The organism is Mesorhizobium sp. M1217 (assembly GCF_040318275.1).
GTDB lineage: Bacteria > Pseudomonadota > Alphaproteobacteria > Rhizobiales > Rhizobiaceae > Mesorhizobium.
Genome location: NZ_JAMYMA010000040.1, coordinates 1 through 12,912, shown reverse-complemented (window position 1 = coordinate 12,912; position 12,912 = coordinate 1). Strand labels below are relative to the sequence as shown.

At 60.2% G+C, this 12,912-nt stretch carries 5 protein-coding genes and 9 pseudogenes; 11 read left to right on the top strand and 3 right to left on the bottom strand.

All coding sequences use genetic code 11. The features are described from left to right. A partial coding sequence (locus NKH37_RS33570; RefSeq protein ID WP_353042516.1) for a transposase occupies positions 1-164 on the bottom strand: 164 nt, incomplete at its 3' end. Positions 165-588: 424 nt separating this feature from the next. On the opposite strand from NKH37_RS33570, the gene NKH37_RS33565 reads away from it, so the two are divergent. The 8 genes and pseudogenes from NKH37_RS33565 to NKH37_RS34155 all read left to right on the top strand — a co-directional run. Continuing rightward, positions 589-1,917, top strand: a complete 1,329-nt coding sequence (locus NKH37_RS33565) for an ATP-grasp domain-containing protein (RefSeq protein WP_352814226.1) — start codon at positions 589-591, stop codon at positions 1,915-1,917. A 263-nt stretch (positions 1,918-2,180) separates the two neighbouring features. Next, positions 2,181-2,345 (top strand): annotated as a pseudogene (locus tag NKH37_RS33560) (IS110 family transposase); the annotation flags it as partial. A 142-nt stretch (positions 2,346-2,487) separates the two neighbouring features. Then, a pseudogene (locus tag NKH37_RS33555) lies at positions 2,488-3,026 on the top strand (tyrosine-type recombinase/integrase); the annotation flags it as partial. A 118-nt stretch (positions 3,027-3,144) separates the two neighbouring features. After that, positions 3,145-4,299, top strand: coding sequence for an IS110 family RNA-guided transposase (locus NKH37_RS33550; protein ID WP_353042514.1), 1,155 nt, complete (start codon positions 3,145-3,147; stop codon positions 4,297-4,299). A 386-nt stretch (positions 4,300-4,685) separates the two neighbouring features. Then, positions 4,686-5,159 (top strand): annotated as a pseudogene (gene tnpA, locus NKH37_RS33545) (IS66-like element accessory protein TnpA). Continuing rightward, a complete protein-coding gene (tnpB, locus tag NKH37_RS33540) occupies positions 5,140-5,493 on the top strand; it encodes an IS66 family insertion sequence element accessory protein TnpB (protein WP_353042512.1) in 354 nt (117 codons plus the stop codon). Before tnpA ends, tnpB begins: the two are co-directional and overlap by 20 nt. Before the next feature lie 54 nt (positions 5,494-5,547). After that, positions 5,548-7,120 (top strand): annotated as a pseudogene (tnpC, locus tag NKH37_RS33535) (IS66 family transposase). 74 nt (positions 7,121-7,194) lie between these two features. Further along, a pseudogene (locus NKH37_RS34155) lies at positions 7,195-7,399 on the top strand (tyrosine-type recombinase/integrase); the annotation flags it as partial. A 376-nt stretch (positions 7,400-7,775) separates the two neighbouring features. On the opposite strand, the pseudogene NKH37_RS33530 reads toward NKH37_RS34155, so the two are convergent. Next, positions 7,776-8,445, bottom strand: a pseudogene (locus tag NKH37_RS33530) (transposase); the annotation flags it as partial. On the opposite strand from NKH37_RS33530, the pseudogene NKH37_RS33525 reads away from it, so the two are divergent. Next, positions 8,406-8,709: pseudogene (locus NKH37_RS33525) on the top strand (transposase); the annotation flags it as partial. The pseudogenes NKH37_RS33530 and NKH37_RS33525 overlap by 40 nt on opposite strands. A gap of 358 nt (positions 8,710-9,067) precedes the next feature. Here the strand turns inward: NKH37_RS33525 and asnB are convergent. Beyond that, positions 9,068-10,900 (bottom strand): asparagine synthase (glutamine-hydrolyzing), encoded by a 1,833-nt coding sequence (gene asnB, locus NKH37_RS33520; RefSeq protein ID WP_353042510.1) that lies wholly within the window; start codon positions 10,898-10,900, stop codon positions 9,068-9,070. 1,083 nt (positions 10,901-11,983) lie between these two features. On the opposite strand from asnB, the pseudogene NKH37_RS33510 reads away from it, so the two are divergent. Then, a pseudogene (locus NKH37_RS33510) lies at positions 11,984-12,426 on the top strand (ISNCY family transposase); the annotation flags it as partial. A gap of 26 nt (positions 12,427-12,452) precedes the next feature. After that, a pseudogene (locus NKH37_RS33505) lies at positions 12,453-12,744 on the top strand (IS110 family transposase); the annotation flags it as partial. Positions 12,745-12,912 lie beyond the last annotated feature (168 nt).

The window sequence follows — 12,912 nt, the reverse complement described above, 5'->3', positions numbered from 1 at the left end:
CGCTTCATCTCTGTCGGCAGCAGCCCGTCATATTTCTTCTTCCAGTTGAAATAGGTCGCCTGGCTGACCCCGGCCCTCCGGCAGATCTCCGCCACAGGAAACCCATCCGCTCCCTGCTTCAGAATGAACGCCTTCTGCGCGTCCGAAAACTTCGATGCTTTCATCGCTTCCGCTCCTCTCCCAGCCGGGAAACTACAGCGGAAAACTCCAATTCTGAACGGTCCAGTTTCTGGGGATCAGATCAAGGGATACCCGGTCGACCGCGATCACTAGACAAACGCCCCCGAAAAGCGGAGCGGCGCTGGCGGCTTGAAACTCCAGTCGGGCTACGCCGTCCGGCGTTCCAACCCGCCAGCATTCTCATCTTGATTGACGCAACGCTCGCTCGCGCCGCACATCTCCCCGATTCGCGTCTTGAGAGCCCCAGTAGCAACAAATTATTCACCTAAATTTACCCAACTTTTGCGACTGCAGATCGCCGACAGTGATACAATCGCCGCGCACAGTCTAGTGATACAATCGCCGCAGAATCTAAAGTGAGGCACGGCTGAAAAATGCCCCACGCCATGGAGTGGAGTTCAACAACCGATGGCAACGAGAGCGCTCATTATGGTCGAGGCCGATCCGACAGGTAATGGCCTGCTATATGTCCAAGCGGCCCAGCGTCTTGGTCTTCATCCAATTACCTTGTCGGCTGATCCAGCCCAGTACGACTATCTTGCTGCGGAAGGGCTTGAGGCAATCCGTATCGATACAGACAATCTGGATGCGATGATTCGCGAATGTTCCCTTCTAGGGGCCACTTACGACATTGCTGGCATCACGTCCTCTCTGGAGGCATTCTATGCAACAATTGGCAAACTATGCCGGCATTTCGGTCTTCCGGGACCAGATCCGACATCGATTGAACGATGCTGTGACAAATTCACTCAACGTCAACTCCTTGCGGATGCCGACGTTCCAATACCCGCTTTTCGCTTGGCAGCGAATGCGGCGGACGTAGAAAGCTGCGCCGCCGAGATCGGCTTACCGGTGGTTCTTAAGCCGGTCGTGGGGGCAGGGAGCAGCGGTGTCCGATTATGCCGCAACGCCGATGAGGTGGCCGAACACGCGACCTATCTGTTGAGCGGGATGCACATATGGCGGTCTGCGCCAAGGATACTGGTGGAAGAATTCGCGCAAGGCTTATATTATAGCGCTGACATAATGGGAAAGGAAGTCATTGGGATTGAGGCTGCTGATTTTGGCCCTCCACCGCACTTCGTCTTCCGTCAGTTGACCTTTCCGGCCCCGCTGACTGACGACGAGCATAAACGTATCGCCAATATTTCGGCCAGCTGTTTGCGAGCTCTCGGCCTTGATTGGGGACCAACGAACATTGAATTCCGGTGGACCAAGCGTGGTCCAGTTGTCATTGAAGTCAATCCGCGTATGCCTGGCGGGCCCAATCCTAAACTAGTTCGGCTAGCTTACGGTATCGATCTCGTCACTGAGCACATCAAGCTAGTCATCGGCGAGGAGTGGGATTTGCGCAGAAGCCATTCGCAGACTGCGGCCGCGCGGAACCTACTTCCTCATCGCGATGGCATCCTCGATTGGATTGATGGCGAGAGCCGGGCATCCGCTGTACCAAGTGTCGCCGAGGTCAAATTGTTCGTTAAACCCAAGACCCGCATCGTCAGGAAAGGCGATTACAGAGACTGTATCGGACATGTCATCGCCTCTTCTCCCAGCCTTGCCTTGTCCGAGGCGATTCTTCAACACGCTGCCGACCAAATCAGTTGGTCAATAATACCATTTCCGACCCTCGACGAACAATCTGCGGCCTCTCATTTCCCCTCTTCAGCGCAGCTGGCTCCCAGTAAAGGTGGGTTAGTCGAGAGCAGGAGACAGCCGAAGGTGGATGTGGATCCCTGATCAAGCTGATTTTAGCTGAGGCAGAGCGAGGATCTGCGCAAGGACGCCAGCAGCTTGGCGGACCAAGAATTTGAGCTCACCACGTGCCCGCTATCTGGCTAGATTCGCCCATCCGGCCCAGCAGATCGTGTTCCTGGGCCAGGTCGACACCGAAAGGCGCTCGCCAAGGACCGCAACGCACCGCAAAAACGGGTCTGGCGCGCCGTGCTCAATGCGCAACCTTGTTGAGCAAGTGCGGGATCGCTCATCGCGAGCTGCGACCGGGTGCGTCACTGCTGTTGATGAGAACGCCTAGACCCGAGCTGTTCAAATCCGGACTAGACTTCTCGGCCTGAATCGGTCTAACACTCAAAGACCATTCTACGGCCGGAAGTAACCGGCTTGGCATAATCACAACGTTGGTGCTGGGCGCCACATCGCTTGTTAAAGGCCGTTTGGAAAATCGGGAAATTGGGATTGATGAAGCCGCTAACGCGGCATTTGGCGGATCGGTTTGCGGGTGACGCTTCTGTTTGAAGGATTGCGGTTGTTGAAGCGAAATCGCGCAATCTCGAGAACAGGAGCAATTAGATGGTCGAGTTGAGTCCACTTCGTCGGCGCATGATCGAGGACATGGCGATCCGCAATCTGTCGCGGCCACGCAACGATCCTACGTACACGCGGTGGCGAAGTTTTCCCGCCATTTCGGCCCCTCTCCGGATCGCTTGCCCTTGAAGACGTCCGCGCTTTCCAGGTGCATCTGGTCTCGACCGGGATCTCCTGGCCTGCGCTGAACCAAACGTTGTGCGCACTGCGGTTCTTCTACGGCGTGACGCTCGGCCATGCCGAGATTCCGGAACGGATCGTTTATGCCCGCGCGCCGCGCGCACGCTGCCGGTCGTGCTGAGCGCCGACGAGGTTGTCCGCTTTCTTGAGGCGGTGCCGAGCCTGAAGACGCGGACGGCCTTGACCACGGCCTACGCTGCTGGCCTTCGCGCTTCGGAGACCGTGGGCTGAAGGTCGGCGGCATCGACAGCGGACGCGGCGTGATCCGGATCGAGCACGGCAAGGGCGGCAAGGACCACACCGTGATATTGTCGGCGCAGCTTCTGCGCATCCTGCGGATTTACTGTAAGGGCGAATTTCCGCGCACCTTTTGCTGTTGAGTGCTCTGATGCATGAGAAGCTATGCGGGGGAGCGGCGAGGTGGCACCATCGTCGTACGATCAACCCGAAGGATAGACTATCATGTCCAAAGTCGACGATCTCAGCCGATCAATCACTGTATTGGATCAAGCTCGCACTGTGCTCGTCGTTGTAGAAATGAGTCAAAATAACTGGCTGGTGGCCGGAATGCTTCCCGGCGTTCAGCGACACCCCCTCAAGAAACTCGATCCCGATCCCAATGCATTGCTCGGTTTGATCGCGCGTTGGCGATCGGAGGCGGAGGCTGCGGGCATGCCGATAGACCGGGTCGCGCTGGCCTTCGAGGCTGGGCGAGACGGCTTCTGGCTGGCCCGGTGGCTGCAGACGCGTGGCATAGACGCTCACGTCATCCATTCAACCAGCGTCGCCGTGAACCGTGAACACCGACGGGCGAAAACCGACAGGCTAGACACGGCCATGCTGATGCGCGTGTTCCTGGGTTGGCTGCGTGGCGAGCGTGGCCACTGCCGCATGGTGGCGATCCCATCACTGGCGGAAGAGGATGCCAAGCGGCCGAGCCGCGAGCGGGAGAACCTGGTCAGCGAGAAAACGCGGATAGTCAATCGCATGAAAGGGGCGCTGGCTCGGCTCGGCATCCGTGGCTTCAAGCCCGAGCTTCGCCGGGCGCCGAAGAAGTTGCCGGACCTGCGCACTTCGGAAGGACAGCCGCTTCCGCCGAATATGCTGGAAGAGATGCGGCGCGACATGGCTCGGCTTGCGGTGGTGCGCGATCAGATCACGACGATTGAAAAAGCCAGAATTGCCCAGCTTGAGCAGGCGCCCGCGTCGGGGTATAATGCAATGGTTGTGCTATTGGCGCGCGTGATTGGTGTCGGGATTGAGACAGCCGACATGCTGGTCCACGAGGTGCTTAGCCGCAACCTCAGAGACCGGCGCGCGGTGGCGCGTTACGCCGGTCTGACAGGCTCCCCCGACGAGAGCGGATCTAAACGACGCGAAAAGGGGTTGGCCAAGGCAGGCAACGCCCGGGTGCGACGCGGGCTGATCCAATTGGCCTGGCGCTTCCTGAGATTCCAAAAGAATAGCGAACTGACGCAATGGTTCCAGGCACGAGCGGCACAGGGCGCCCGCAAGACGACGATGATCGTGGCGCTCGCACGCAAGTTACTCATCGCGCTCTGGCGATTGGTTACCGTCGGCGAAATCCCGATGGGCGCGTCACATTGCGCCCGATGAACTGAACACACTGCAGGGCGCCTGACGGATCAACCGCCGTAATGACGCCCGCGCGTATCGATTCGAGGTGACGGTGTCCCGATGGACACCATGGCGTTATTTGCCGTCATGAGAATGGGCCCGCCGCCTCGGAGCCTTGCTGCTGAAGCCAATGACTGCTTCATGGTCCGGGTCTTTTGCAGACCCACCGAATACAAGGTTGCGGCGTAATGCGATGCGCCCAAAAGCAGGCTCCCCTCGAATTTGATGCTCGCGGACCAATGCACAAGGCAGTGACCAACCGTTCTGTTATGGCTATCCTGACCGCTTTACCGCGAAATCAGTGAAGGCCCCTTGACAACGAAATCCCCATACAAGGTGTCCACCAAAATAGGGGACACCGAGTGATGGAAGAAGATGAGCAGAGACTGCGGGTGAGGCTTGTCGGTCGGGACGGGTGACGCCGATACGACCCGGCATCGAAGGAGCGTCTTGTCTCGACCTGTCTTGAGCCTGGCGTGTCGGTATCGCGGCTTGCGCTCGAACATGGGGTCAATGCGAACCTTCTTCGGAAGTGCATAAAGAAGCGGGCGGAGACCCAGTCCCTCCCGCAGTCCCTGCCATCGGCGTTCATCCCGGTTCAGATTGAAAGCACTTCCGATCGGGCCTTGCTGCGACATAGCAGCATGGCTGCGGTGGATTTGCCGGGGACTTGCGATGGGGCACGTAGGTCGGCATCGAAAAGGACAGCGCATTTTTCCTCTCCAGCCAAGGTGAGCGCGTCGCTGCCGAACGGCGTGACGCTGACGCTGGAATGCGGTGATGTGGATGCATTGACTGCGACCATCGGAGCACTGGGTCATGTTCAGACTGGGCGCTGACCTGAAAGTCTATCTGCACCGCGAGCCGATCGACTTTCGGGCCGGCATCAACAGCCTTGCGGTTCTGGTGCAAGAGACGATGGCGCTCGATCCGTTTGCACCGGCGGTTTTTGCGTTCTGCAATCGCCGTCGCGACCGGATGAAGCTCCTGTTCTTCGATCGGTCGGGCTTTGTGCTGGTCCTGAAGCGGCTGACCGAGGACAGGTTCCGGTGGCCGCGCCGGGAGGCAGCGGTGGTCACGCTTACGACCGAGCAATTGCACTGGATCCTCGACGGCATCGATATCGATGCGATGGTCCGCCATCCGGTGCGGCAACATCAGGTTGCCGGCTGAGGGCTCTCGAATTGAGCGGTTGACGCGCCGGCATGCTTTCGATTCAAGAATCTGATGAATCGACCCGGCGAACCGACTGTTGAAGCGTTGATGGCGCGTATTGCTGCGCTGCAGGCGCAGAACCGTCACCTCAACGAACGCGTCGTCAAACTCGAGGAAGAGCTGGCGCTTGCACGACTGCATCGTTTTGCGCCGAAGAGCGAAAGCACATTGACCGCCTCTTCAATGAAGCCGAACAGGCCGCGGATGAGAACGCCGCCGACAACGAAGATGGCGATGTCGTTGTCCTGCCGGACACGGGCTTGCCGGCGAGCGAAGGGGCGACGGGAAAGAAGCGCGGCCGCAAGGCCTTGCCGGAAAACCTGCCGCGCGAGCGCGTCGAGTACGACCTTCCCGACGCCCAGAAGGCTTGTCCTTGCTGCCGTCATCAGATGCATCGCATGGGCGAGGCCGTTACCGAGCAACTTCATATCGAGGTGAAGGCGAAGGTTTTGCAGAATGTGCGATTCAAGTATGCTTGCCGTCATTGTGAGCGTACCGGCATCAACACGCCGGTCGTGACCGCGCCGATGCCCGCACAACCCTTGCCGGGCAGCATCGCCACGGCTTCGACGCTGGCCTTCGCGCTCGTTCACAAATACGTCGACGGCACACCGATCTACCGCCTGGCGCAGGCCTTCGAGCGCGCGGGTGTTCCTGTCAGCCGTGGCGCTCTGGGTCACTGGGTGATCGGCTCGAGCGAAAAGCATCTCTCCCGCATCTATGGCGCGCTGAAGCTGCGGCTCAGATCGCAGCCCCTCATCTATGGTGACGAAACCACGGTCCAGGTGCTGAAGGAAGTGGACAGAGCGGCCGCCAGCACATCATATATGTGCGCTTACCGGAGCGGCCACGACAGTGACGAGCCGATCGTGCTGCTCGATTATCAGCCGGGCCGCGGCCAGATACACCCGCAGGCCTTCCTGGGCCATTACCGCGGCATCGTGATGAGCGACGGCTATTCCGCTTGGCGCACGCTGGAAGGAGCAACGCATCTTGGATGCATGGCCCACTCCAGGCGGCGCTTCGTCGACGCACTCAAAGCGAGAAAGAAGGGCGGCGACCCGCCGGAACAGGCGCTCCGGTTCTTCGAACAGCTCTATCGGGTTGAAAGGCAGGCGCGGAACCAAATCCCCGATGACGGCGAAACGCGAGATCACTGCATTCGCCGCTTCCACCAGCAAAATAGTGTCCCAATCCTCCATGCTCTCAAGGCATGGCTCGACGACATCGCCCCAAAAGTCTTGCCGGACAGCAAGCTGGGCGACGCCGTCTCCTACACCCTGAACCAATGGGGATATCTGACTCGTTACACCGAGGACGTCAGCATGCCGAACGACAACAATCTTCTCGAGCGTGACATCAGAATCTTTGCCACTGGCCGGAAAAGTTGGCTGTTCAGCGATACCGTCGACGGAGCCAGGGCCAGCGCCGTCATCTACAGCCTGATGTTGACCTGCCGCGCCTGTGGCGTCCAGCCGTTAGCCTGGCTGCGCCACGTCCTCACACTGAACTACCTCAGCGCCCCGAGAACGCAGCCATCGAGGATCTGCTGCCCTTCAACTTCGCCAAAGCAACAGCAGCCTGATCAGACCAGATACCGTTCCCGATTCGAAGGCCATCCGTCGAAAGCGCCCGCGTCAACGCGCAGCGAAAATAGCGCTTACGATTTACTGGCGGCTGGCGAAGCCGCAGGACTGGCTGTTTCCCGCGCGCGGTGCCGATCGCCCTATCGATGTGCAGGTGTTGTATTCGGCCTGTCGCTCTACGCGTGCAGCCGCCGGCATTGACAAGCGGGTGACGGTCCACAGGTTAGGCACAGCTTCGCCAGGAGAACGGCATCCGCATCATCCAGGTTCTGCTCGGAAGGGCGACATACTGCCCACGAACACCTGGTTGAAGGGGTGATCTACTACCGGTTTCATCCCTGATGCGGCGAGACCGTGCTGATCAGGCGACAGCTCGAGTACCGCGGCGTCGAGCTCGTGGTATTGTGCAGCCGGATAGCTCGCTCGCCTGCATTCCGGCGTGACGACGCACGAGGCTGCAGGCCAATACGCGCTCAGTGAGAAGCCGCGTTTTTCAGTCGATATCCTTCGGTCCCTGCGCGCCGAGATCAATGCGCTTCTAGGCTCTCTCCAGTCCGAATCAAACACGGAGGAAGCTGATAATGACCCGCCAATCCGAACGCCAGGCAAGTCTGTTGGACGAGGACTGGCCCTTATGCAGTGTTGATCGCCTTGGGCGGTTTTCATGACGGCGCCCTCGATGACCAACCCTGCGGTCGCATATTTCCAGAGAGCGACAAGCAACTTTCGTGCGAGCGCGACGATCGTTGTTTTGCGCCCGGCGTTACACGCTGCTCGTTCCAGAACCAACGAGAGAGCGCTGACTCGGGCTGGTAGGGCAGCCACAGCCAGGCAAGCTCGATCATTGTTGTCCGGAGCCGGGGATTGCCAGCCTTTGAGACGCCTTGCTCGCGGTCGATTGATCCGCTCCGCCAAAGCGTCGGCGCAAGCCCGGCATAGGCTGCAACCTGCCTTCGGTTGTCGAACTTTCGGAACAGCCCTTCCGTATACAAGATGGCGGCACTCTCGGGGCCAATGCCTTTGAGGTCGAGCAGCAACGCCACAGGCGTGTCAGTGACATCGGCGGCCAGCAACGCGTCACGCTCGGCTTCGACTGACTTAATCTGCTCGAACAGCAGCTCGAGGCGATCGAGCTCGCGAATGAGCTGCGCCTTGAGCTGCCTGCCCAGCACACGGCCATCACCCGTCCGGAGATCGTCAAGCCGCTCGCGCGGTCACGTCGCAGCGGATCATAGCCGGTTATCCCTTGCGCAAATAGGAGCCCCTTGATGCGATTGGCGTGGCTCGTCAACAAGAGGGTACGACGCCGGCAAGAAGATTCTCGGCCGCGAGCGCCACATCGCCGTCGATACGGATGGGCGGCTGTTGATGGTCAACCTCACCCCTGCCGACATCTCCGACAGTGCCGGGGCTCAGGCGATCCTGGATCGCATCCGCAAGCGATGGCCCTGGGTAAAACACCTGTTCGCCGACCGCGCCTACGATGGCTCAACCTCATGGACAAGGCCGCCTACCTTGATTCGTGGTCGAGATCATCCGCCGATCCGATGAGCAGAAGGGCTTCGAAGTCTTGCCCCGCCGCTGGGTCCGCCGTCAACCCCAGCAAGCGCCCACGAAGCGCGATCGCCTGAAGCCCGCTTGATCCGCAACGGCAGTTCGCTTCTCGCCGAAGCGCGCAGAAACCAGAAATGCAGTTGCTGATGCCGATTGGAAAGACCATCCGCGAAGCCCCATGATGCACTTCTTCGCCAAGCTCAAGGCCTTCAAGCGCATCGCAATGCGAAGCGAAAAAACCGATCGGAACTTCGCCCCATGATCTATGCCTGCACTTCCAGCAGATCGTAGTTAAGTGCACGCGATATCAGGCGTGCCGGCTCGTAGGCGCGGAACAGAACGCCTGTTCGGACGCCGGATCTCCTTTGTTATCCTTTGCGTGTTCTGTCGTCTCAGATCGTGAGGCTCACGTTGTAATCGGTCAGGAAATCCTGCAGGGTCAGGATATGCTCTACCCCCCTGAGGTTGTCGGTCGCATCGACCAACTCATGGGACCTGTCGACGGACAACAGCGGTGCCACTGCCGCATTGCGGTCATTCAGCAGCTCGGCGAACCGCGTGCGCAGCATTCTGTCATAGGTGGGATCCTGGATAGCCGGATACGCGCTCTTAACTCGCTGCACCACCGACAGCGGGAGCAGGTCCGCGGTGGCGGCCCGCAGCAGACTCTTCTCGCGCCCGTCAAAAGTCTTGTGCGCCCATGGGGTGCCGAAAACATACTCAACCAGGCGATGGTCGCAGAAAGGGACCCGCACCTCAAGACCCAAAGCCATGCTCATCCGGTCCTTGCGGTCGAGCAGCGTCGGCAGGTAACGCGTGAGAACGAGGTAGCAGACCTCGCGCATCCGACGCTCGTGCGGGTCGGCCGAGGCAGGTCCAGTCAGGGCGGGTACTTCTGCAAGTGCCCTGCGGTACTGCTCGTCGAGGTAGCCGGGGAGGTCAAGTTTCTCGACCAGGCCGGGATCCAGGGACCGCCGTGCGAAATCGTAGCCGTCTTGGATCCAGGGAAACGTGTCGGCTTGAACGTGGGCGGGATCGTGGAAAAAAGTGTAGCCGCCGAAAAGCTCGTCCGCAGCCTCGCCAGACAGGGCCACCGTCGAGTGTTGCTTGATAGCCCCAAACAGCAGGTAGAGCGAGCTATCTAGGTTGCCTAAGGTCAACGGCAGGTCGCGGGCGTGGAGGGTGGCGGCCCGCACGTTCGGCTCCATGAGTTCGTGCGCGGATAACGTGATGTCCGTGTGGTCGGTACCAACGTATTTCGCGACCTCGTGCACGTACGGCCCGTCGGGTGTGGGGTGCCACGGGCCCGGGACAAAGTTGTCGGTGTAGCCGGTGAAGTCGACGGCGAAAGACCGAATCCGTTCATCGCTGAAGCGCGCGGCCAGTGCGGTCATGGCCGAGGAGTCAAGCCCGCCCGACAACAGGGTGCACAGCGGCACCTCGGCGATGAGCTGCCGCTGGATCGTAGCCTCGAGCAACTCGCGGATGTGCTGAACGGTGGCGGGAACGTCGTCAGTGTGCCCGCTGTCGGTGAGCTGCCAGTAGGTCATCTGCTGGATGCCATCGCGGGTCACGCGAACTATGTGGCCGGGCCGTACCTCGCGCATGCCGCGGAACACGGTGCCGTCCGGGTCGGGGATAGAGGAGAGGGTGCGACGTAGCCCGTCCGCGTCCATGATCGGTTTCGCGAGACTATTGGCGAGGATCGCCTTTGGCTCGGAGCCGAATAACACTCCGCGTTCGGTGGGGTAGTAGTAAAGCGGCTTGATGCCGAGCCGGTCGCGTATGAGAAGCAGTTCGCGCCTAGCGGTGTCCCAGAGTGCGTAGGCAAACATCCCATTGAGTTCGCTCACGGCGCTCCGGGGGTCGCCGTGGCCCCACTCGCGGTGGGCGCGCAGCACCACCTCGGTATCACTACTCGTGTCGAACCGGTGGCCCAAGGCGGCAAGCCGTTGACGCAACTCGCGGTAGTTGTAAGTCTCACCCGTGTAAGCGAGCACCAACGCCGGTAGTCCGTCTTCCTGGTGCATCATCGGCTGGCGACCGCCCTGGATATCGATGATTGCTAGGCGGTGGTGTCCGAGTGCCGCAGGCCCGTCGACCCAAGTTCCCTCGTCGTCCGGACCTCGATAGGCCATGGTGGCCGTCATGTCGGCAAGCTCCCTTCGCGCCTCGGGACTTCCTAGGTCCCTTTCGAAATCAATCCATCCGCAGATGCCGCACATACTTTGGCTCTCCTTGCTTAGGTAACTGTCGCGCAACTTCGGGCATCCAGAACACCACACCCCGCGACATGCGATATCGTCTATGTCCGCCTCACTCGACAAGCAGCGCCACGATATGGACGCTGGCGTTGCTGACCAGAAAGCCCGAAGGTTTCGATTGCCTGCACCATTCGGCTTTCCACCTTCTCCTCGTTGCTGAGATCCCATGCTAACCCGAGTGCACGTTCGCCCGTTGAATCGATCCCGGACGCCGTTTGTTGGCCAGCCCTGTAATCAAGAACCGCGGACCACTCTTTCGCGGGGGAAGCTGAGCGCAATCTCGTCGCCGATGCCGCACGCGGTCCGGTGACCACCGCCATCTATCGAGAAGCCGCTACCGGGTCCGACATTGAGCTCGTTCGATAGGTATTATCCTGAAAGGTCATGGTGTCTTTCTTTCCGATAGCGAGACTCGGCTTCCGCGAGGTAGTCGTGTAAAGGCGCTTCCCAAGCGCGAGATGAGATCTGAACGATGTGTACGGCCGACAGCACTTCCAGCACAGGCAGTTCGGCGACGTGGCAAGCGGAGTTCAGGGCTGCCGGGAAGGTCCAGGCGGAACCGCGGCGGCGTTGTTTTTCGCGAGGTGATCATGGGAGATTTCTCCTCATCCCGTGACGTGGTTTGCCGACGAGTAAGCATGTACCATGCCAAATGAAAAACCGTTTCGAGGCAAAGGGAGAGATCTGGCTCAGCTGCGTTGCGTATCCGACATTGTTGGACATCGAACACATTGCCTCAACCGTTGCTCACATAAGTTGCTGCCTACCGAGGTCATGAGCAGGGGCGACTAGGGACGGCTGAGCATGGCGGCAAGGAAAGAACTGACGGTGGCGGTTTCAGAGCGTGATCGTGCTCCGACGCGAGCGGAGAAGGCGAGAATTTTGGATGATTTCGTCGAGTCACGGGGCTTTCACCGCAAGCAGGCGATGCGGCTGCTACGAGCGGTGAGGGGCCATATGCAGGCCGGCGAGCGCGGCCGCGGAATTATGATGAAGCGGAACGCTATGCGCTCAATTGCTCTGGGAGGCGTCTTACCGGGTCTGGTCGATCCTGCCCTGGTGTTGCGCGCTATACGCGGCGTCATGCAGGAGCGGCTCGCTGCGCTTGCCGACACTTCGCCGTCCGTGCGCCCTGACGGGGTAGCTCACCCGATCGAACTTTTCCTAGCGACTTTGCGGACTGCCGGGAAACGACGGTGCTATTCGGCCTGACGGATCGCCGATTGTGAAAACCAAAAGAGGCCGACGTCGTCCCGACCCTCTTATCAAGGCGACTGCGGACTTACGAATTGGTTCGAAGCGGAACCATAGCGGAGCGGCAGCGAACTTCCGTCACGACTGCAGGCCGAGTGTCCCCGGCGATTACCCGGACAAACTGCTTCGAACGCTTCAGCGCCCGCTAAAAGTCTGGCGCAGCGAACAGGCGGACGCGTTGTTGTTGGCGCTTTGAACAAGGAGCAGCCGGACATCGCAAGACCACACTGAGGCGCCGGCCCTCGCCAAGGAGGCCCGGGGGTCCCACTACTGGGGTCGGGAGATCGGGAAGCTGGCCACACCGTGCGGCTGATCGCACCCGCCTATGTGAAGCCTTTGGTCAAACGGCAAAAGAACGAGATGTCCAATGTGGAGGCGATCTGCGAGGCGGCGCACCGCCCGACCATGCGCTTCGTGGCTGTGAAGAGCGAAGCCAAGCAGGCCTCGCCGTGATCTTCCGGACCCGCGAAATCCTGGTCTGCCAGCGCACTCAACTCATCAACGCGATCCGCGGTCCTTTTTCGCATAGAGGCGCTCGCGCCGCCAGCGGAGACGTTCCGATCGGGCCGTGACTTTGCTGCCTGGGTCGGATTAACGCTGGTTCGGCGCTCTACGGAGTTGTGTGCGTCAAGTTCTGCAAAAATGGCGTGGCAGTAGCTGTGACGTCGGCGTGTCCGCCGCGCAGCCCCCGTGTTTAGCGGAGCGGCGGACACACGGCG